18 protein-coding genes and 1 pseudogene are annotated in these 19,916 nt (G+C 63.5%); 4 read left to right on the forward strand and 15 right to left on the reverse strand.

Going from position 1 to position 19,916, the window contains the following annotated elements; all coding sequences use genetic code 11:
- Positions 1-20: 20 nt before the first annotated feature.
- A complete protein-coding gene (locus H7E91_RS08300) occupies positions 21-626 on the forward strand; it encodes a GNAT family N-acetyltransferase (protein WP_182354630.1) in 606 nt (201 codons plus the stop codon).
- Positions 627-652: 26 nt separating this feature from the next.
- On the opposite strand, the gene dapB is transcribed toward H7E91_RS08300, so the two are convergent.
- The 4 genes from dapB to H7E91_RS08320 form a co-directional block, all read right to left on the reverse strand.
- Positions 653-1,390 carry a 4-hydroxy-tetrahydrodipicolinate reductase gene (gene dapB, locus H7E91_RS08305; protein WP_182354631.1) on the reverse strand — a complete coding sequence of 246 codons (738 nt, stop codon included), beginning with the start codon at positions 1,388-1,390 and terminating at the stop codon, positions 653-655.
- 115 nt (positions 1,391-1,505) lie between these two features.
- Positions 1,506-3,815 carry a polyribonucleotide nucleotidyltransferase gene (locus H7E91_RS08310; protein WP_182354632.1) on the reverse strand — a complete coding sequence of 770 codons (2,310 nt, stop codon included), beginning with the start codon at positions 3,813-3,815 and terminating at the stop codon, positions 1,506-1,508.
- Between the two features lie 196 nt (positions 3,816-4,011).
- Positions 4,012-4,281, reverse strand: coding sequence for a 30S ribosomal protein S15 (gene rpsO / locus H7E91_RS08315; RefSeq protein WP_182354633.1), 270 nt, complete (start codon positions 4,279-4,281; stop codon positions 4,012-4,014).
- 136 nt (positions 4,282-4,417) lie between these two features.
- Positions 4,418-5,446 carry a bifunctional riboflavin kinase/FAD synthetase gene (locus tag H7E91_RS08320; RefSeq protein ID WP_182354634.1) on the reverse strand — a complete coding sequence of 343 codons (1,029 nt, stop codon included), beginning with the start codon at positions 5,444-5,446 and terminating at the stop codon, positions 4,418-4,420.
- 273 nt (positions 5,447-5,719) lie between these two features.
- Between H7E91_RS08320 and H7E91_RS08325 the strand changes: the two genes are divergently transcribed.
- A complete protein-coding gene (locus H7E91_RS08325; RefSeq protein WP_182354635.1) occupies positions 5,720-6,298 on the forward strand; it encodes a DUF421 domain-containing protein in 579 nt (192 codons plus the stop codon).
- On the opposite strand, the gene H7E91_RS08330 is transcribed toward H7E91_RS08325, so the two are convergent.
- From H7E91_RS08330 to H7E91_RS08360, 7 genes are all read right to left on the reverse strand, one after another.
- Positions 6,295-7,461, reverse strand: a complete 1,167-nt coding sequence (locus H7E91_RS08330; RefSeq protein WP_182354636.1) for a glycerate kinase — start codon at positions 7,459-7,461, stop codon at positions 6,295-6,297. The two genes, H7E91_RS08325 and H7E91_RS08330, sit on opposite strands and share 4 nt — an antisense overlap.
- 209 nt (positions 7,462-7,670) lie before the next feature.
- Positions 7,671-8,582, reverse strand: coding sequence for a tRNA pseudouridine(55) synthase TruB (gene truB, locus H7E91_RS08335; protein ID WP_182354637.1), 912 nt, complete (start codon positions 8,580-8,582; stop codon positions 7,671-7,673).
- The gene (rbfA, locus tag H7E91_RS08340; RefSeq protein WP_182354638.1) at positions 8,579-9,010 is read right to left on the reverse strand and encodes a 30S ribosome-binding factor RbfA; all 432 of its coding nucleotides are present in this window, start codon (positions 9,008-9,010) and stop codon (positions 8,579-8,581) included. The genes truB and rbfA overlap by 4 nt, the downstream gene beginning before the upstream one ends.
- A gap of 54 nt (positions 9,011-9,064) precedes the next feature.
- Positions 9,065-11,929 (reverse strand): translation initiation factor IF-2, encoded by a 2,865-nt coding sequence (gene infB / locus H7E91_RS08345; protein WP_182354639.1) that lies wholly within the window; start codon positions 11,927-11,929, stop codon positions 9,065-9,067.
- A 70-nt stretch (positions 11,930-11,999) separates the two neighbouring features.
- Positions 12,000-12,326 carry a YlxR family protein gene (locus H7E91_RS08350; RefSeq protein ID WP_182354640.1) on the reverse strand — a complete coding sequence of 109 codons (327 nt, stop codon included), beginning with the start codon at positions 12,324-12,326 and terminating at the stop codon, positions 12,000-12,002.
- Between the two features lie 83 nt (positions 12,327-12,409).
- Positions 12,410-13,495 carry a transcription termination factor NusA gene (nusA, locus tag H7E91_RS08355; protein ID WP_338401776.1) on the reverse strand — a complete coding sequence of 362 codons (1,086 nt, stop codon included), beginning with the start codon at positions 13,493-13,495 and terminating at the stop codon, positions 12,410-12,412.
- A gap of 8 nt (positions 13,496-13,503) precedes the next feature.
- Complete coding sequence (locus tag H7E91_RS08360; RefSeq protein ID WP_182354641.1) at positions 13,504-13,953, reverse strand: ribosome maturation factor RimP; 450 nt, start codon at positions 13,951-13,953, stop codon at positions 13,504-13,506.
- A 117-nt stretch (positions 13,954-14,070) separates the two neighbouring features.
- On the opposite strand from H7E91_RS08360, the gene H7E91_RS08365 reads away from it, so the two are divergent.
- Entirely contained in the window at positions 14,071-15,057 is a 987-nt protein-coding gene (locus tag H7E91_RS08365) for a hypothetical protein (protein ID WP_182354642.1), read from the forward strand.
- A gap of 89 nt (positions 15,058-15,146) precedes the next feature.
- Positions 15,147-15,281, forward strand: a pseudogene (locus H7E91_RS08370) (integrase core domain-containing protein); the annotation flags it as partial.
- On the opposite strand, the gene H7E91_RS08375 reads toward H7E91_RS08370, so the two are convergent.
- The 4 genes from H7E91_RS08375 to ispG form a co-directional block, all read right to left on the reverse strand.
- On the reverse strand, positions 15,278-15,730 hold the full coding sequence (locus H7E91_RS08375; protein WP_182354643.1) for an RraA family protein: 453 nt from the start codon (positions 15,728-15,730) through the stop codon (positions 15,278-15,280). The pseudogene H7E91_RS08370 and the gene H7E91_RS08375 overlap by 4 nt on opposite strands.
- Before the next feature lie 119 nt (positions 15,731-15,849).
- Entirely contained in the window at positions 15,850-17,649 is a 1,800-nt protein-coding gene (locus tag H7E91_RS08380) for a proline--tRNA ligase (RefSeq protein ID WP_182354652.1), read from the reverse strand.
- A gap of 43 nt (positions 17,650-17,692) precedes the next feature.
- Positions 17,693-18,475 carry a GNAT family N-acetyltransferase gene (locus H7E91_RS08385; protein ID WP_182354644.1) on the reverse strand — a complete coding sequence of 261 codons (783 nt, stop codon included), beginning with the start codon at positions 18,473-18,475 and terminating at the stop codon, positions 17,693-17,695.
- Positions 18,476-18,534: 59 nt separating this feature from the next.
- Positions 18,535-19,671 (reverse strand): flavodoxin-dependent (E)-4-hydroxy-3-methylbut-2-enyl-diphosphate synthase, encoded by a 1,137-nt coding sequence (gene ispG / locus H7E91_RS08390; RefSeq protein ID WP_182354653.1) that lies wholly within the window; start codon positions 19,669-19,671, stop codon positions 18,535-18,537.
- Positions 19,672-19,916: the final 245 nt, after the last annotated feature.

Below are 19,916 nucleotides of genomic sequence, written 5' to 3' on the forward strand. Positions count from 1 at the left end.
GCGGCGGATAGGCTGGCAGGATGACTGCCGCTCTTCCAGATTCTTTTGTCCGCCCCGCCATCGTCTCCGACGTCCCGTTCATCGGAAACATGCATGCGATCACGATGAAGGCGACGCTCGCGGCTGCGCTCGGACACGATTTGCCCGACGAGCTGGAGCGGCAGATTACCGGTGAGATTCTCGCGAAGAGCTGGTCTGATTCGATTACTGCTCCGCCCTCCCCTGCCTATCGCACACTCACCGCGGTGGAAGGCGCCGCCATCGTCGGCTTCGCCGCCCTCGCCCCAGCGGACCAGGCTCTCGCTGGCGCTCCCGAAGACAATCGAGGGATCCTCGAAATCCTCGCCCTCGAGGTTCCCCGGAACAACGGCCGCAAGGGCCACGGTTCCCGACTGCTGTCGGCCATCGCCGAATTCGCAGAACAGGACCAGGTGGCGGAGATGCAGGTGTGGATCGTCGTTGGCGACGATGCGAAAACTCGCTTCTTCCAGAGCTCGGGATTCGCACCGCGCGGAATCCAGCGCAGTCTCGATCTCGGTGCAGAACGAGTGACTGAACAGTGTTGGTACACGATCATGGCTACTGAACACGGCGAAGAAGACCACGCGGGTCATAGCCACAGCTGAGGATGAGGGCGCCAGTCCTCAGGAGTTCAAAGCTCCATGAGCTTGTCTAAGCCATACGTGAGGCCGGGCCGGTTGTCGACCTCGCGCAGGGCGAGGAGAACCCCGGGAAAGAAGGACTCTCGGTCGAATGAGTCCGTACGAATCGTCAGTTGCTCTCCGGGGTTACCGAAAACGATCTCTTCGTGTGCGGTGAGCCCACGAAGCCTCACGGCGTGGACATGGACGCCATCAATGACGGCTCCCCGCGCCCCGTGCGGATCAGTCTCTGTCGCGTCAGGCATGTCGCCAAGCCCCGCGTCACGACGGGCCTGCGCGATGTGCTTCGCCGTTGTCAGAGCGGTCCCCGACGGCGCATCAACCTTGTTCGGATGATGAAGCTCAATGACCTCCGCCGACTCGAAATAGGCTGCAGCCTTCCGGGCGAACGCCATGGCAAGTACCGCCGACAGCGCATAGTTCGGAGCGATGATGACTCCGAGTCCGGTGGTACCGAGACGCTCCTCAACCTGGGCTAGGCCCTCCTCCGTCCATCCTGTCGTGCCGACGACGCAGTGCACGCCGGCGTCGATGCAGGCGAGAACATTATCGAGCGTCGCATCAGGCCTCGTGAATTCGACCGCGACGTCGGCCCCATTTAGGGTTTCCGGCGTGATCGAATCCCCGGCGTCGAGACGCGCAACGAGCTCGAGCCCGTCGGTTGATTCAATTCCAGCCGACATGGCAATACCCATGCGGCCCTGTGCTCCAATGACTGCAACCTTCATGCCGTTCACTCTACAGACGATTGTCGACCGGTTGCGCTCCGATCGACGTTGCCTGAGACGGCCGTAGGCCGATCCTTAACGGATCGGCCTACGGTTAGCATTTGACTGGTCGGAGTCAGTCTTCGTCGGACTTGCGGGTGCGGCGACGCTGGCGATTGCGGGGCTTGCGCTCGCGCTCCTCACCGCCGTTGCCGTTTTCCTCCGAGCTTTCTTCCGGGCTCGTGTCCTCGCCCTGCTCGTCCTCTTCGCCTTCGACGATGGCGTGGAGGGAAAGCTTGCCGCGCTGATCAATCTCAGCGAGCTCGACCTGGACCTTGTCACCGACATTGAGGACGTCTTCGACGTTCTCAACGCGCTTGCCGCCGACCATGCGGCGGATCTGCGTGATGTGGAGCAGTCCGTCCTTGCCCGGGGAGAGCGAGACGAAAGCACCGAAGGAGGTCGTCTTGACGACGGTTCCAACGAAACGCTCCCCCACCTCTGGCATCGTCGGGTTGGCGATCGAGTTGATCGTCTGCCGGGCAGCCTCGGCTGCCGCTCCGTTTGTCGCGCCGACGAACACGGTGCCATCATCCTCGATGGAGATGTCAGCGCCCGTGTCCTCCTGGATCTGGTTAATCATCTTGCCCTTCGGGCCGATGACTTCACCGATCTTGTCGACAGGGATCTTGATCGTGATGATCCGGGGAGCCGTATCGTTCATATCGTCCGGGACCGAGATCGCGTCATCCATGATGTCGAGGATCGCGATGCGGGCATCGCGGGCCTGGCTCAGTGCCGCGGCAAGAACCTGTGCCGGGAGACCATCGAGCTTCGTGTCGAGCTGGATCGCGGTGACGAACTCACGCGTTCCGGCGACCTTGAAGTCCATGTCACCCAGGGCGTCCTCCGCCCCGAGAATATCGGTGAGAGCAACGTAGCGGTGCTCACCGTCGACGACGTCGCTCATGAGACCCATGGCGATTCCGGCAACAGAGGCACGCAGCGGGACACCCGCGTTGAGCAACGACAGGGTCGATGCGCATACGGAACCCATCGAGGTCGAACCGTTTGAGCCGAGTGCTTCTGACACCTGACGGATCGCGTACGGGAAGTCTTCGCGGCTCGGTAGGACCGGCACAATCGCACGCTCGGCGAGCATGCCATGGCCGATCTCGCGACGCTTGGGCGAACCCACGCGGCCGGTCTCACCGGTCGAGTAGGGAGGGAAGTTGTAGTGGTGCATGTAGCGCTTCGATGTCTCCGGGGAGAGATTGTCGAGCTGTTGCTCCATCTTCAGCATGTTGAGCGTCGTCACGCCAAGGATCTGCGTCTCGCCGCGCTGGAACAGGGCGGAGCCGTGAACGCGCGGAAGCACGTTCGTCTCGGCCGAGATCGAGCGGATCTCGGCGGGCTGGCGGCCGTCCATGCGGACGCCGTCCGAGAGGACGCGGTGACGCATCTGCTTCTTGAACACGGCGTTGACAGCTGCAGCGAGCTCACCCTCGCCCTCCGGGTAATCCTTCGACAGCTCGGCGACAACGTGGGTCGTCAACTCGTTGAGAGCGCTATCCCGGTCGGCCTTGCCGACAATCTCGAGGATCGGCTGGAGACGGTCGCCGATCTGCTTCTCGACGCGAGCGAACTGCTCCTCGCTGAATGAGAGGAAGACCGGGAAATCCTGGGTCTCTTTGCCGTTCTCGTCAACGAGCTCCTGCTGAGCCTCGCATAGGACGCGGATGAAAGTCTTGGCGGCCTCGAGGCCCTCTGCGACCGTCTCCTCGGTCGGCGCCTGTGCGCCGCCCTGGATGAGATCCCAGGCGTACTCGCCAGCCTCAGCCTCAACCATCATGACGGCAACATCGTTCTCGACGATACGGCCCGCGACAACCATCGTAAATGTCGCACGATCGAGCTCAGAGTGGCGCGGGAATGCAACCCACTGGCCCTCGACGAGGGCGACGCGGACGCCGCCGATCGGGCCCGAGAAGGGCAGGCCGGATAGCGTGGTCGACAGCGATGCGGCGTTAATAGCGACAACATCGTAGGCCTCGTCCGGGTGGACCGCCATGACGGTCTCGACAACCTGGACCTCGTGACGCAAGCCCTTGACGAAGGCGGGGCGTAGCGGCCGGTCGATGAGACGAGCCGTGAGGATCGCGTCCGTTCCCGGGCGCCCCTCACGGCGGAAGAACGAGCCGGGAATCCGGCCAGCGGCGTACGCGCGTTCTTCCACGTCGACCGTGAGTGGGAAGAAATCGAAGTGATCCTTCGGGGAGTTGGAGACTGCCGTGGCAGACAGGACGACCGTTTCGGCATCCAGGTACACCATGGCCGAACCGGCGGCCTGGCGGGCAAGAAGCCCTGTCTCAAAACGAATGGTGCGGGTGCCGAATGAGCCGTTGTCGATAACAGCTTCAGCAAATTTGACGTCGGGACCTTCCATGGTTCCTCTTCTTTCTGGGAGCCGGCCACGGTCATCGATTGCTCATGACGGGACACTGCCCCGTCACACACAACCGAGGACCGGTCATCGGCTCCTCTTCATCTATTCTGTTGTTCTTCTTCGATGCTGTCGGGCGCGCCGATCGGCGCGGCGGGACAACTGGAGGCCCGGGCCACTAGGGCCCGGGCCGGTAGTTCTAGCGACGCAGTCCAAGACGTGCGATCAGCGAGCGGTAACGCTCGATGTCCTCGTCCGCGAGGAACTTCAGCAACCGCTTGCGCTGGCCGATGAGGAGCATGAGACCGCGACGAGAGTGGTGGTCGTGCTTGTGCGAGCGGAAGTGCTCGGTCAGCTGGCTGATCCGAGCGGAGAGCAGGGCAACCTGCACCTCCGGAGAGCCGGTATCGCCCTCATGAGTAGCGTATTCCTTGATAATCTGCTGCTTTTTCTCAGGCGAGAGAGCCATGATTCTCCAATTCATTCCGTTGCACAGAGCTCCGGGGCCTGTTCTCCCGGGCATGACGCATCCGTGGCCGATAAGACGGCTTCACAAGCGTAACACGGGGCTTCCTCGCCGCCCCGGCACGCGATCGTGACATTCGCTACCAGTGGAGGTTCTGGTAGGCGGAGATCTCCGTCCCCGCCGTTACCTCGGCAGGATCCACGCGGCCGCTGACGGGAACCCCGAGGGCAAGCGCCGACTGCCGAAGATCTTCGTCCATCTGAGCCAAAAGATCATCGACGGTGTCGAAAGCGAACATGGGCCGCAGCCATGCGACGAGGTCAATTGAGACCTCTTCGCCGTACAGATCAAGATCAGCCCGGCCGAGTACATGTGCCTCGACCGTGCGCTTCTCGCCCTCGAACTGGGGATTCGTGCCGATTGAAATCGCTGCTGGAAGGTTCTCTACCGCGGCCGTGCCAGGAACGGTCCGGACAAGCCAGCCCGCGTAGACACCATCCTGCGGCACCACACCGGCAGAGGAGGCCTGGAGGTTGGCCGTGGGGAAGCCAAGCTCCCGGCCGCGCTTGTGTCCGTGGACGACGACCCCCTGAAGCCGGTGAAGCCGGCCGAGCACCTTCGTGGCGCCTTTGACGTCCCCCTCATCGAGGAGCTCTCTCAGCCAGGTCGAGGACCAGCGGCGGCTACTTTTTGGGTCTTCAAGGTCGTCGACGAGGGTGACGGAGACTCCGAGCTCTTCGCCAAGGAGAGTGAGGAAGTGCCCATCGCCGCTATTGGCGCGACCAAAACGAGCATCTTCTCCGACGACAATTGCTCTGGCACGGAGCTGGCCGACCAGCTGGTCACGCACGAACTCCTCTGGAGTTGCTTGCGCGTAGTCGAGCGTGTAGTGCTGGACGAATGTCGCATCAACGCCGAGAGCCTCGAGAAGGTGGAGCCGGTCCTCGAGGGAGATGACGAGCTGGACCTCCCGGTCGGGACTGTGGACAGAGCCCGGGTGAGGATCGAACGTGAGAACAACGCTCGGCAGACCGAGCTCGTGTGCCTGCCGGATTGTCTCGGCGATGACGGCCCGGTGGCCGCGATGGACGCCGTCGAAAACACCAACAGTGACGACAGAGCCAACAAGGTCAGCGGGAATATCGGCGGCTGAGCGCCATACCTCCATCAGATGCCTGACCGCAGACCGAGCTGGGGCCGACCCTCCGACCGGTCCTGGGGAGCCTGGTCGACACTGCCGCGCCGACCGCCGCCACCGCAGCCGCAACCGCCATGGCCGCCACAACCGCAGCCGCCTCCGGAGACCTTTCGCTTACCACATGCACAGGTTTCACTCATGGTGACAGTCTAAAGCACCCGGTCGGCAGTGACAGATTCCGTTGCCATCGACACGGCCGCCAGTTGGTGCCCCCATATCCTCATCGTGAGGCAAAGTGGAGAGATGAACACCGACATCATTCTCGACTGGATCCTCATCACCCCGGAGGGGGCCTTGGCCGTCGTCCTGTCGACGATCGTCATGTACCTCCTCTTTCTCATTGCCTCTCGGATCATCGGGGCACGCCTGTTTACCGGGCTCACGAGCGTCGATATGTCGGCTGCTCTCATCATCGGCGCCATCGTCGGCAGAGCGACACTCGGCCCGGGACCGACCCTGTCAGCCGGTGTCATCGCCTTCGTCACTCTCGTCGTCCTCCAGGGGGCACTCGGCGTCTTTGCCCACGTCGGCGGTGCCCGCATCGTCAACAATCGCCCAATCCTCCTTGTCGCTGGCACACAGGTGCTCGAGGATGCGATGTCGAAGACAAGGATCACGAGAGACGAGTTGCAGTCGAAAATGAGGATGGCGGGGATTCAGTCAATCGACCAAATCTCTGCCGTCGTCCTCGAGCCGACTGGTGCGATCTCGGTGCTGCGCAGTGATCGCCTCATTGACCACGGTCTCATCGACGACGTCGTTGGCCGCGAGAAGATTCCCCGCCACCTCATTCGGTGGTCGGAAGAGGCCGGCTCCATTTAGGTACTGGTGGTGTCGCGAACCAGGCTGGAGTAGAGGCGCACGACATCGAATGCTGATGCGGCGAGATTGCTGGCCGTTTGTTTCATGGCCTCCGCAAGATTCTGAGGACCGCGCCCGATAGAGAAGACCGCGGTGATACCTTCGGCATAAATACCGTCGATGCCGTCACCGACTGAGCCTGTCAGGACGACGACCGGGAGACTGTCACCCCGATGTTGAGTGACCCAACGTGCCACCCCGACCGGTACCTTGCCCGATAGTGACTGTCCGTCGATCTGGCCCTCTCCCGTCAGCACAAGGTCGGCGTCGCTCATGACTGAGGCAAAGTCGACCGCCTCGAGAACGGTGTCGATCCCCTGCTGGAGCTCCGCCTCGCAGAACGCCATCAGCCCGCCCGCGAGTCCGCCGGCGGCGCCCGCACCGGGGACGTTCGCGATGTCGACCCCGAGGTCACGGGAGATGATGCGGGCGACGTGGACAAGACCATCGTCGAGCATCGTCACCGTCTCCGGGTCGGCACCCTTCTGGGGGCTGAAGACATGCGCAGCACCGTTCGGCCCGACGAGTGGGTTGTCGATATCGCACATGACAGTAAGGCTGACGCCAGCCAAGCGCTTCCTCGCAACCGAAACGTCGATTGCCGCCACGTGACAAAGCGTGGCGCCGACGGGAACGAACTCGGCACCTTCGGAGTTGAAGAATCGCACGCCAAGGGCGGCAGCGGCACCACACCCGAGGTCGGTTGTTGCGCTCCCGCCGGCGCCGACAATGATTCGGATCGCGCCCGCCTCAGCGGCACGGATGACAAGTTCACCCACGCCATACGTCGTTGCTGCTGCCGAATCTGTACGACCTTCGGCAAGCGGAAGTCCGGCACAGCTCGCCATCTCCACGATGGCGGTGGGCGGAGTGCTCCTCATCAGCCCGTAGCCAGCGCTAACCCGCTCCCCCGGGAAGACTCCGCACACCTCCGTGTCGACCGCTGTGCCGCCTGTCGCGGCAAGCATGGCGGCGACCGTGCCTTCCCCGCCATCAGCAACCGGAATTTCTGTGACACGGGCGCCGGGGAGCGCGCGGCGAACACCGTCGGCGATGGCGGCATGCGCCTGCGCGGAGGTGAGCGCGCCTTTGAAAGAATCAGAGACGACGACGATGTGCGCCATGGTCAAGCCCTTCCGTGCATCGGTTGAGCAGTGCAGTGGCATTCTGCACCGCTACCTCCTGCGATTATCTCCCAGAGTGCTAGATGAGGATGGATTGGAGGAGCCAGGTGAAAAGGGTGGCGGCCGACATCCTTGTCCTGCGCCGCGCCCCGACACTAGGCAGAGCTGATCGCAGAGAATCTCACACGCTGCTCGGATCGGTCGGTGAGCTAGGACGCGGCGAAGACAACGGCAGGTCCGACTCGGTTGCCGCGCGGCTTCCCGATCGCGACAAGTACATCGTCTCTTAAGAGGGCGATCGGGAAACGTTCTGCGTTGAGATCGATGAACTGGCCATAGCGCAATGCCTGCTCCTGTTGCGGGGTAATCTCGGCCGTCGCCATGGAGCGCCGGGCGGCCTCTGCCATGGGGATGACGGGGATTGGCGCCGCCCCGGCGATCGTCACGAGATCCTCGATAGTGTGTGCATCCCGCTCGCCGAATTCTCCGACGCGTGTTCGGTGTAGCGACGTGATGTGGCCGGCCGAGCCGAGTATCTGCCCCGTTTGCCGCGCCAGTGCCCGAACGTACGTACCGGACGAGCAACTGACGTCGACGTCAAAGTCGGCCACACCCCCTGAGCGATGGACGCGTGAAATGCGAACGAGCCGGTGAACAGTCACATCGGAAGGCTTCAGCTCGACCTTTTCTCCAGCTCGGGCGAGGTCGTAGGCGCGCCGCCCAGCAATCTTCTTCGCTGAATAGGCCGACGGCACCTGGGAGATCTGTCCTGTCAACGAGGCGAGAGCGGCGTCGATCTCGTCATCACTCGCATCGATTCCCGGGCTCGCGACGATCTCGCCATCGGCATCTTCCGTGTCTGTCTCCTGACCGAGCCGGAAGGTCGAGACGTAGTCCTTGTCAGCACCCGAAAGATAGGTGAGAAGCTTCGTTCCTGCTCCGACGCCGAGCACGAGAATGCCGGTCGCGGCGGGATCGAGTGTCCCGGCGTGCCCGACCTTCTTTGTCTGCGCCAAACGACGGACCGCCGCCACCACGTCGTGCGATGTGGCGGCGGCGGGCTTGTTGATCGTGATGATCCCCGACTCGGCGGGGACCATACCGCGAGGGACGTCGATCATTCGTCGTCGTTCGCGGGCTTCTTGTAGGGATCCGGGTCGCCCGCAGGCGCTGCAGATTCCCTGATACGAGCGAGCTCGGAATCCCTCATGCGGGCGGCAATGAGCGCATCCTCGATCGATCGCGCAGTCGTCGGCAGAGCGTCAGCCATGAACTCGACCGTCGGTGTGAGCCGAAGTCCCAACTGCTTGCCGACCTCTGAGCGGATCATGCCCTTGGCGGATTCGAGTGCGGCTCCAGAGGAGCGCAACTCTTCCTCATCGCCGAGGACGGTGTAGAAAATGGTCGCGTTCTGCAGGTCGCCTGTGACGCGGACGTCCGTGACGGTGACCATGCCGAGGCGCGGGTCTTTGAGCTTGCGGTCAATCATGACGGCCACAATCTCCTGAATACGGTCGGCTACCTTGCGGGCGCGAGGGTTATCAGACATGTGTCCTTCCTGTTCCCCGCCAGGAGGGGCCCAAAGGGCCCCACCTGCCGGCTGCTAGTCGCGGGGCTTCTCCCGCATCTCGAATGTCTCGATGATGTCGCCCTCGGCGATGTCCTTATGGCCGAGCGTGATACCGCACTCGAATCCTTCGCGGACCTCCGTGACGTCGTCCTTCTCGCGGCGGAGAGAGACGATCTCGAGGTTGGGGGTGATGACGACGCCGTCGCGCACCAGGCGGGCACTCGTGCCACGCTTGATGACGCCGGACAGAACCATCGAACCGGCGATGTTACCAAACTTGCCGGAGCGGAAGATCTGGCGGATCTCGGCACGACCGAGCTCGACCTCTTCGTAGATCGGCTTGAGCATGCCCTTGAGAGCAGCCTCGACATCGTCGATAGCGTCGTAGATGACGGAGTAAAACTTCATCTCCACGCCCTCGGAATCGGCGTAATCGGCGACACGCTCCGCAGGGCGGACGTTGAAGCCGATGATGACAGCCGAGTCGACCGTGGCGAGGTTGACGTCATTCTGCGTGATAGCACCAACGCCGCGGTGGATGATGTTGAGCGCGACCTCTTCCGAGACCTCGAGATCAAGGAGGGACGACTCCAGCGCCTCGACGGTGCCAGACGAGTCACCCTTGATGATGAGGTTGAGGGTCTCAACCTGACCGGCACGCAGAGCCTCGTTGAAGTCCTCGAGCGAGATGCGCTTGCGACGCTTCGCCAGTGTCGCGGCGCGACGCGCGGCCTCACGCTTGTCAGCGATCTGACGCGCCTGCCTCGAATCCTCAGCCACGAGGAGGCTGTCACCAGCGCTCGGGACAGACTGCAGACCAAGAACCTGGACAGGGAATGACGGGCCTGCCTCATCGACAGGATTGCCATGATCGTCAAACAGGGCGCGGACGGTGCCGTGGGCGGAGCCCGCGACGATAGAGTCACCAACACGCAAGGTGCCGGACTCGATGAGCGCCGTGATGATCGAGCCACGGCCCGGATCGAGCTTCGCCTCGATCGCGACACCGCGCGCATCCTTGTTCGGGTTTGCCGTCAGTTCGAGCGCCGCATCGGCAGTGAGAAGGACCGCCTCGAGCAACTCATCGATGTTGATCCGCTGCTTAGCGGAGACATCGACGAACATTGTGTCGCCACCGTATTCTTCGGCAACGAGACCGTACTCGGTGAGCTGTCCGCGGACCTTGTCCGGAGAGGCTCCCTCGACGTCGATCTTGTTGACCGCGACAACGATCGGAACACCCGCAGCCTGGGCGTGATTGAGTGCCTCGACCGTCTGGGGCATGACGCCATCGTTCGCCGCTACGACGAGAATGGCGATATCGGTGACCTCGGCACCGCGGGCACGCATCTGCGTGAACGCTTCGTGACCGGGGCTGTCAATGAACGTGATGGCGCGGTTCTCGCCATCGTGTTCGACCGTGACCTGGTAGGCGCCAATCCGCTGGGTGATGCCGCCTGCCTCGCCACCGGCAACGTCGTCGCTCCTGACCGCGTCGAGAAGTTTGGTCTTACCGTGGTCGACGTGACCCATGACCGTGACGACCGGGGGACGTGGGTGCAGATCTTCTTCGCCCTCAGCGGCCTCTTCAGCCTCAAGGTCGATATTGAATGCCTCGAGGATCTCACGATCCTCATCCTCAGCCGACAGGATCTGAATGTCATAGCCCAGCTCAGCGCCGAGGAGCTGGAACGTATCCTCGTCGAGCGACTGGTTCGCGGTCACCATCTCTCCCATGGAGAACATGACGGTTACCAGCGCTGCCGGGTCGACGTTGATCTTCTCGGCAAAGTCGGCGAGAGACGCACCCGCACGGACTCGGACAACGGTCGAGCCGTCTCCGCGGGGAACGCGGACACCGCCAACCATGGGTGCATGCTGCTGCTCGTACTCTTGACGCTTCGCACGCTTCGACTTGCGACCCCTGCCAGCGCGACCGCCGCCGCGACCGAATGCGCCAGCGGTGCCGCCGCGCATGGGACGGCCACCCCTTGGTGCGCCGCCACCTGCTCCGGGTGCCCCGGGAGCTCCGACACCGGGCCCGCGGCCCTGGCCGGGACGTGCTCCGCCGCGGCCACCGCGACCGCCAGCCTTCGGCTGTGCGAGTGCGGACTGGTTCGGCATCATGGCCGGCGAGGGACGGGGACCGCCCTTGGTGCCGCCGGGACGGGGACGCGGTGCGCCCTGGCCGTCCTTCTTGCCGCCGCCGGGACGGGGCATGCCCTGAGCGGGCGCAAACGGATTATTACCGGGACGGGGACCGCCCTTGCCGCCGCCGGGACGCGGCATGCCCTGAGCGGGCGCAAACGGATTATTACCGGGACGGGGGCCTCCCCTGCCGCCGCGCTGCTGTCCCTGGCCTGGCTTGGGGCCGGGCTTGGGCGCTGGCGGGCCAGGCTTCGCTGATGCAGCTGGGCTTGGTTTGGGGGCAGGCTTCGGCGCCTCAGGCTTCGCGGCCTCAGCCGGCGCCGGCGGCGCGGCTGGCTTGGGCGCGGGTGCGGCGGGTTTCGGGGCCGCCTCTACTGGGACCTCGGGTGCAGCCGCTGGAGCCTGCGGTGCGGCCGGCTTCTGTGCTTCGGCCGCGGGGGCCTCTCGCTTCGGAGTCGGCTTGGGGCCCGGCTTCGGAGCCTGCCGGGCGGCGGGCTTCTCGGTTGCGGGCTTGTCGGCCGTGGGGCCGGGCTTCGGGGCAGGGCGCTCGGAGGCGTCTTCCTGCGGGGTCTGTGCCTTGGACTTCGCGGTCAGGGCTTCGAAATGCTCGCGAGTTTTCCGTTCGACCGGTGGTTCGAGGGTCGACGATGCCGACTTGACGAATTCACCGGCCTCCGAGAGGTATGCGAGCACCTCTTTGCTCTGGATCCCGAACTCTTTGGCGAGTTGGTGGACGCGGACTTTTGCCACATTTCTCCTTCTTGTGGGGTCCGCGCAGGTGCGACAGACCCGTTACTGCTGGCAGCTCATCGCTGGGTACTCATCGGGCGCCCATCGGCTTCCTACCCGCTTTCTTCGTCGCTTCTTCAGAATTGGCTCCGGTTGAGCCATGGTCGAACCATGATTCAAGCTCCGAGGTGTCCGTGATCGCGGTTCGCAGATGACGGGAACAGGCTCGGGACCTGAGTGCGAGGTCCAGGCAGTCGCGGCGACGATGCAGCCACGCGCCTCGCCCCGGGAGTGTTCCGTCAGGGTCGACGACAGCAGAATGCTCACGTGCGACCAGGCGGACCAGGGCGGACCGCGGTTCGCGCTTCCGGCAGCCGATGCATGTGCGCTGAGGCGTATGAGTCACCACATCATCCATCTGCTAGGCGGCGCAAACCACCGAACAGTCTATCAACTATCGCACTCAAGCCAAGAGTGGATCGGCCAGGCGTGGGTGATCTCTCAGTCCTCGTCCTCGTCGCGTTCGTCGTCGCCCGGCAACTCTCTGTCGGCGGCGGCGCGCTCGGCGGCTTTCCTGGCGGCGAGCGCCTCTGCCTCAGCACGAGCCGCTGCAATCTCAGATTCCTTCCGGATATCAATCGACCAGCCCGTCAGCTTCGCGGCGAGGCGGACGTTCTGGGCCTCCTTGCCGATCGCGAGGGACGCCTGATCATCCGGGACGACAGCGCGGGCCTGCCTGTTATCGAGGCTGAGGATATCAACGTGAGTGACGCGGGCAGGCGAGAGTGCCGCAGCGACGAAGGCGGCCGGGTCGTCGTCGTAGTCGACGATGTCGATCTTCTCGCCGCCAAGTTCTTCCATGACGGCGCGGACGCGCTGGCCATTGTGACCAATGCAGGCGCCCTTGGCATTGATTGATTCGTCTGGGCTCCACACAGCAAGCTTCGTGCGGTGGCCAGACTCCCGGGCGAGCGCGACGATTTCAACATCGCCACCCGCGATCTCAGGGACCTCCTGCTCGAAGAGGCGACGAACGAAGTCAGGATGGGTCCGGGAGAGTCGGACAGTCGCTCCTCTGTGGCCGACGGAGACATCGAGGACGTAGGCGCGGATGCGGTCGCCGTGGCGGAAACGTTCCGTCGGCACCTGCTCGTCCTTCCTCAGGAGGGCCTCGTGCTCGCCGACGCTGACAAAAACGTCGTCCGGGTTCGTCCGGGGCGGGTTTGCCTGGACAACGCCAGAAACAACAGTTCCCTGCCTGCCCTTGAACGAGCCAAGAATCCGGTCCGCCTCAGCATCGCGTAGACGCTGGGCAATGATGCTGCGCGCGGTTGACGTCGCAATGCGCCCGAAATCGTTTGGGGTGTCCTCGAACTCCCCGACGGGGTTGCCATCGTCGTCCATCTCCATGGCCCACACTGTGGCTTTACCCGTTTCGCGGTCGAGTTCGACCCGGGCTTGACCGATCGCGCCCGGGACGCGGTGGTACGCGTGCAGGAGCGCATCCTCGATCGCTGCCACGAGAACGTCGACACTGATTCCGAGCTCGGCCTCAACGATCCGCAGCTCGCTCATCTGAATATCCACAGGTGCTCCTAGAGTTCGACGTCCATACGGGCGCGGACCACGTCTACGAGAGCGATCTCGCGGTCCGCCGCGCCAATGTTGAGGGTCAGTCTATCCGTTTCGACGGCGACGAGCCGTCCTGACATTTCGCCCTCGACAGTGGTGATAATGACTCTGCGGCCCTGCGCGCGACGGAAATGCCGCGGCTCTGTCAGGGGCCTTGTCGCACCGGGTGTCGATACTTCGAGGAGGTACTGCCCCGACGGCGCATCCGGGCTCTCGTCGAGGAACCGAGAGACCTCACGCGAAACCTCGGCGATCTGGTCGGAGTCAACTCCTCCCGGCCCGTCTTCAAGGTCGACGGTCACCCTCAAGACGGTGCGCTTGCCCGCCGGTTTGAGCTCAACCTTCTCCATGTAGAGTCCAGCTCTGGCAACGACCTCTGCCAGCGATTCCTCGAGTCTGTCCACATCCTTCATAGTCACCAGAGTACCTGTCGCGACAGCGGCGGACCGACACGGGACCATGGTCTTCCTCGCGCGGGGGCGCGTGCTTTTCGTCGAGGGACAGCCAAAAGCCTGTGGCACTATGGTTGCATGACTCGTCGCGCTGGGCTCTCGATCCCCGCTTTCCTCCTCTCGACCGCGATCGGCATCGCCGTCTTCATCCTTGCCATGCTCGTCATCGGAGTACGGATCGATACAGGCCCGACACTCCCTCCCGCGCCGAGTGCGGCTGAACAAACCCGACAAAACGCCGCCTCCGCCTATTCTCTCGTCGCGGATGCGGCAGAGGGGGCTGACCCCGAACTCGCCAGACTCGCGCGAAGCCACGAGGAGGCGGTTGGTGGAGTTTGGGTACCGTGGCCCGAAGGGGCGCCGGATGGGGCTACCAACCCGCCCTCCCCCACGACTAACACCGAGGATGTCGTCGAGCTTCTCGACCAATCAGTGGCTGCCACGATTGACGCACTGGAGGTTGCCGCGCCTGCTGATGTTCCCCTCTACGCGTCCATCCTCATCAGACAGCAGGCCGCCCTGGAGTCCGCTGCAGCCTCCGCCGAAAGCGCTCCTGAAGAGCCGGGCGATGGGGATGTCGACGAGGGTTCCGACGGTGAGGATGCCAGCGAGAGTTCCGACGGCGAGCAAGAATCAGCTGTGGCCGGACTCACGGTCGAGCGGCTGTCTCCTGGCCAGGTGGCAACGCTTGCCTCGGAGCAGACCCTCATCGAAATGGATGCGGCCCGGCAGTGGCTGGAGACAGCGGCCCCGCACCTTGATTCGCCGGACAGAGCGCTCCTCTGGATCGGACAGGTCGATGAGTACACGAGTGCGGTTCTGCAAGCTGGAACCGCCGATGTTCGCCTCGCTTTTGCTACTCTTCCCGATTGGTTCCTTGAGAGCCCGTCTCCCGAGACCGCACTGCGGCTTGAACAGGAGGCCTACCTTCTTGTCGCCTCCGAACTCTTCACCTACATCCCGACAACCGACCGATCCTTTGACATACAGATCGCCGCAACCGCCCTTGATCTGCTCACGGGTTCCGAGCTTGACGACCTCCCGCTCCTGACGGAGCCTGCGTGACTGCGAACCTTGCCTCGCCTGGTGGTTCGACCCATCGAGGAGAGCGTCACGGGTCTGCCCCAGAGTGAGGCGATTCCTCCACCCAGCTGTACGGAAGCGACGAAGCCAGGGCCGCAACCTGCAGCACCTGGCTCCACCACTACAATCATCACCGACCCCACACCGGAATCGCAGGACCGACTCCCTCAGACCGGATTCACAACCTCACAAAGAACTGCGACTAGGCGCGCTTAGCGTCGAAGGCAGCTCGTGCCCCCGAGAATTCGGCGATAGAACCGCCCGCCGCGATCCTGTCTCGCGCCGGTCCTTCGGCATCCTCCTTCGATTTGAGAAGCGCGCCGAGGCCGATGGCCTCGTGCGGCTGGAGGAATGCGACGCCATCGGAATCCGCGAAGACAACGTCGCCCGGGCGGACAACTACCCCACACACCGCGACTGGCACGTTAATCGCCCCCTCGATCCCGAGTATTCGAGTGGTGATCGGGCTGAAACCGCGGGAGAAGACCGGGAAGTCGTATGCCAGCGTCTCGTCGTGATCGTTGATGGAGCCGTCGATGATGGCACCGACGGCTCCTCGTGACTTCGCAGTAAAGGACACGAGACCGCCGAAGGCGGAGCGCTCTCTGTCGCCGCTGTGATCGATGGTTGGGCGCGGGTCCCTTGACGAAGCCATCGTCGCGAAGTGCGGTCAATGAGGAAATCCCCGTGACCATACGTCGAAAGGGAACTGCGGGCCCCAGGGGCCCGCAGTTCTCCATATTCACCGCGACTTGTATGCGCGAGTTCTCGGCGTTACTCTCCGTGTGCTGCGAGGTCTGCGCGAAGGATGTCGGCCATGGTGGTGACGGCGTCGCCGACGGGCACGTCACGCGCTTCGCCGGTTGCACGATGCCGGATCTCGACCTTCCCGTCGGCGAGCCCGCGTCCGACGACAAGGCCGTGCGGGACCCCCAGGAGCTCATAATCCTTGAATTTGACGCCAGCCGAGACTCGAGCGCGGTCATCGTAAACAACCTCGAAGCCCGCCGCCGACAGCTCGAATGCGAGGCGCTCGGCCGTTTCGAAGATGTCGTCGCCCTTGCCGGTAGCGAGGATGTGAACGTGAGCGGGCGCGACGTTGATTGGCCACGACAGACCAAGGTCATCATGATAGGCGCCGGCGAGCGCTGCGAGGATTCGAGAGACTCCGATGCCGTAGGAGCCCATGGTGACAACGCGTGTCTTCCCGAACTCGTCGAGGACGGTCAGTCCGAGATTCTCGGCATACTTTCTGCCGAGCTGGAAGATGTGGCCCAGTTCGATGCCACGGGCGAGTTCGAGCGGACCGGAGCCGTCGGGGGCGGGGTCACCTGCGCGGATCTCGACTGCCTCGATGGTGCCGTCGGCCTCGAAGTCGCGCCCATACACAAGGTTGAAGACGTGCTTCTGGTCGGCGTTTGCCCCGGTGATCCATGCCGAGCCGCGGGCGATCCGCGGGTCGAGAAGGTAGCGCACCGATCCGGACACGGTCCCCTGTTCGTCGATCGTTCGTTTGGCGGAATTGGGGCCGATTGCAGTCGGGCCGATGTAACCGGGCACAAGCTCAGGATGGTTCTTCAGGTCGTCGGCGGTCGCGACCTCAACTTCTGCGGGCGCGAGGGCGGCCTCGACTCGACGCAGGTCAACGTCGCGGTCACCGGGAACCCCGATGACGATGACTTCCCGCTCACCATTGGGATGCTTGGCGACGACGACAACATTCTTCAGGGTGTCGGCCGGGCTCCACGGCTCGTCCTTGGGGCGCAACTGGTTCGCGACGGCGACAAGTGTGTCGATCGTTGTCGAATCGGGCGTGTCGAGGACCTCGGCCGCCGGCACATCCGAGTCATCCACATCCGGCGCCTGCGGTGTCGTCACAGCTTCAGCGTTCGCAGCATATCCGGACGCGTTGCGGACGAAGGTGTCTTCGCCAATCGTCGTCGGGTGAAGGAACTCTTCGGACCGTGACCCGCCCATGGCGCCCGACATGGCGGAGCAGATGACGTAGTCAAGGCCGAGCCGGGTGAAGATCTTCTCGTACGCGTCTCTCATCGTCTGGTACTGAGCATCGAGGCCCGCGTCGTCGACATCGAAAGAGTAGGCGTCCTTCATGATGAATTCGCGGCCGCGGATGACGCCGGCGCGGGGGCGAGCCTCGTCGCGGTACTTCGTCTGAATCTGGTACAGCATGAGAGGCAGATCCTTGTACGACGAGTAGAGGTCCTTCACGAGAAGGGTGAACATCTCTTCGTGTGTGGGTGCCAGAAGATAGTCGTTCTCACGACGGTCCTTGAGTCGGAACAGGTTCGGGCCGTATTCGGTCCACCTGTTCGTCGCCTCGTAGGGTTCGCGAGGAAGAAGCGCCGGGAAGTGCACCTCCTGAGCGCCCGTTGCGTACATCTCGTCTCGGACGATCTGTTCGACCTTGCGGAGTACTTTGAGGCCGAGTGGTAGCCAGGTGTAGATGCCGGGGGCGGCACGGCGGATGTAGCCAGCGCGGACCAGTAACTGGTGGGAGGGGACTTCAGCATCTGCCGGGTTCTCCCGCAGAGTCCGGACAAAGAGGTTCGACATTTTCAGCACGGGGCAAGCTTACCGAATACATCGTGCTGTCGAGTCACAGCAGGACCGTGGCGAACTCTCCAACTTTATAAAAGCCGACATTGGCGTACACACGCAGGGCGGCATGGTTGTACGAGTTGACATAGAGCGACACCGTCGGCGCGATGGTGGCGCGCACCTGCTGGACAACGGCCGCCATCGCCCGAGTCGCGATCCCATGCCCGCGCAGGTCTGGTGCGGTCCAGACACCCTGGATCTGCGCGACCCCATTCCACAGAGCCCCGATGTCCGCCTTGAACTCAACCCGGACCTCACCGTCTGGGCCGATCCCGGTGCGGAGGAACGTGTGCCCGGTACGGCACAGCTCGTAGACGCGAGAAATGTAGCCAGGGCCGTAGGCCGTTGGGTCGTAGCCAACCTCTTCGGTGAACATGGCGACTGCGGCTGGCGAGACAATGCCAGCGTCCTCCGGGCGTGCGGGCCTCACCCGCGGATCCGGTTCGACCTTGAGTTCACCGGCGACGAGGGACGGCTGGCTGGCGCGGACCTCTGCCGCGCCCCATTCGGGGCGCAGTGCTTCCCACAGGTCGAGCACCTCCTCCGACCGTCCAACAATCGACGAGCATTCTCGCGGTCTGGCCAGTGCGTACTCTGCATAGAGGTGACGCTCGGCGTAGCTCGTGCCAACAGGCACCATGTTCGCGCCGTACCAGACGGCTGATCGAAGGTTGCCGGAATCGACAATGCCAAGCATGCGGGACAGCCCAAGTCCCATCGAGTCCACGTGGACCGCGGCAAGAATCGATGACACCGGATCGGCGCAGAAAAGCTCCTGCACGGCTGCTCGATAGCGGCCGGAGAGCCTTGTGACGCGACCTTCCGGTGTCGGCCAGAACATCAGACGATGACGTCCGGCGTGACACCCTCCGCGGCCTCAAGGCCCATCTCTTCCGCGACGAGGCGGGCGCGGCTAATGAGGGCATCAACGATCTCAGATTCGGGGACCGTGTCGACGACCTTACCCTTGACGAAGATCTGGCCCTTGCCGTTACCGGAGGCGACCCCGATGTCAGCTTCACGAGCCTCGCCGGGACCGTTGACAACGCACCCCATGACGGCGACTCGGAGTGGGAACGTCACGTCCTTGAGCCCCTCCGTCACCCGTTCAGCCAAGTCGTAGACGTCGACCTGGGCGCGCCCACACGACGGGCAGGACACAATCTCCAGCTGCTTGGGTCGCAGACCGAGTGAGCGGAGAATCTGTTCTCCGACCTTGACCTCCTCAACTGGGGGCGCCGACAGAGACACGCGGATGGTGTCGCCAATTCCCTGCGAAAGAAGAGCGCCGAATGCAACGGCGGACTTGATCGTCCCCTGGAAGGCGGGGCCCGCTTCCGTGACGCCGAGATGAAGCGGCCAGTCTCCAGCTTCGGACAGGAGCTGGTAGGCCTTGACCATGACGACAGGATCGTGGTGTTTGACGGAAATCGCAAAATCATAGAAGCCCGCTTCTTCGAACAGCCGCGCCTCCATGACGGCTGATTCGACCATGGCCTCAGCTGTTGCCTTGCCGTACTTCTTCAGCAGCCGCGGGTCGAGCGAGCCAGCATTGACGCCAATCCGCATGGCGGTGCCGTTAGCGTTCGCGGCAGCAGCGATCTCCGGGATCTGGTCGTCGAACTTCTTAATGTTGCCAGGGTTGACCCGCACGCCCATGCCTGCCTCGATGGCGGCGAACACGTAACGCGGCTGGAAATGGATGTCCGCCACAACGGGGATCGTCGACTGCTGGGCGATGACCGCGAGGGCCGCCGCATCCTTGTCTGTCGGACAGGCAACGCGAACGATGTCACAGCCGGAGGCCGTGAGCTCAGCGATCTGTTGCAGGGTCGCGCCGATGTCCCACGTCTTCGTCGTCGTCATCGACTGGACAGTGATCGGGGCGTCCCCGCCAACGTAGACGTCCCCCACCTTGATCTTGCGGGTCTTCCTTCGGGGCGCGATGACATCCGGCACTTCACGAACACCGGGCATTCCAAGCGAAATCGGTTCAGTCACATGTACATTATGGCACTGCGGGGCCGTACTTTCGCCCTCCTTGCTCTCACATATGAGCCAATCTGGTGGCAGGCAGACGCAGAAACCGGGCCCACCCTCTTTGCCAGGCTGGTTGTGAGTCATTCATGATCAGCGAGGGAGTTGGCGGGTATGTCGATCAGTCCGGGGTTCACGGCGGAGCAGATACGTGAGTTCGTGCATCGGTACGAGCTGACACCGTA

The organism is Flaviflexus huanghaiensis (assembly GCF_014118685.1).
Lineage (GTDB): Bacteria > Actinomycetota > Actinomycetes > Actinomycetales > Actinomycetaceae > Flaviflexus > Flaviflexus huanghaiensis.

Excerpts from the sequence above, each read along its gene's own strand:
- ispG (WP_182354653.1), bottom strand. The coding sequence starts at position 19,671 with ATGCCCGGTGTTCGTGAAGTGCCGGATGTCATCGCGCCCCGAAGGAAG.
- H7E91_RS08360 (WP_182354641.1), bottom strand. The coding sequence starts at position 13,953 with ATGAAGGATGTGGACAGACTCGAGGAATCGCTGGCAGAGGTCGTTGCC.
- H7E91_RS08380 (WP_182354652.1), bottom strand. The coding sequence starts at position 17,649 with ATGTCGAACCTCTTTGTCCGGACTCTGCGGGAGAACCCGGCAGATGCT.
- rpsO (WP_182354633.1), bottom strand. The coding sequence starts at position 4,281 with ATGGCTCTCTCGCCTGAGAAAAAGCAGCAGATTATCAAGGAATACGCT.
- H7E91_RS08330 (WP_182354636.1), bottom strand. The coding sequence starts at position 7,461 with ATGGCGCACATCGTCGTCGTCTCTGATTCTTTCAAAGGCGCGCTCACC.
- H7E91_RS08320 (WP_182354634.1), bottom strand. The coding sequence starts at position 5,446 with ATGGAGGTATGGCGCTCAGCCGCCGATATTCCCGCTGACCTTGTTGGC.
- H7E91_RS08350 (WP_182354640.1), bottom strand. The coding sequence starts at position 12,326 with ATGGATGATGTGGTGACTCATACGCCTCAGCGCACATGCATCGGCTGC.
- dapB (WP_182354631.1), bottom strand. The coding sequence starts at position 1,390 with ATGAAGGTTGCAGTCATTGGAGCACAGGGCCGCATGGGTATTGCCATG.
- rbfA (WP_182354638.1), bottom strand. The coding sequence starts at position 9,010 with ATGTCTGATAACCCTCGCGCCCGCAAGGTAGCCGACCGTATTCAGGAG.
- H7E91_RS08300 (WP_182354630.1), top strand. The coding sequence starts at position 21 with ATGACTGCCGCTCTTCCAGATTCTTTTGTCCGCCCCGCCATCGTCTCC.
- truB (WP_182354637.1), bottom strand. The coding sequence starts at position 8,582 with ATGATCGACGTCCCTCGCGGTATGGTCCCCGCCGAGTCGGGGATCATC.
- H7E91_RS08325 (WP_182354635.1), top strand. The coding sequence starts at position 5,720 with ATGAACACCGACATCATTCTCGACTGGATCCTCATCACCCCGGAGGGG.
- H7E91_RS08365 (WP_182354642.1), top strand. The coding sequence starts at position 14,071 with ATGACTCGTCGCGCTGGGCTCTCGATCCCCGCTTTCCTCCTCTCGACC.
- H7E91_RS08310 (WP_182354632.1), bottom strand. The coding sequence starts at position 3,815 with ATGGAAGGTCCCGACGTCAAATTTGCTGAAGCTGTTATCGACAACGGC.
- H7E91_RS08375 (WP_182354643.1), bottom strand. The coding sequence starts at position 15,730 with ATGGCTTCGTCAAGGGACCCGCGCCCAACCATCGATCACAGCGGCGAC.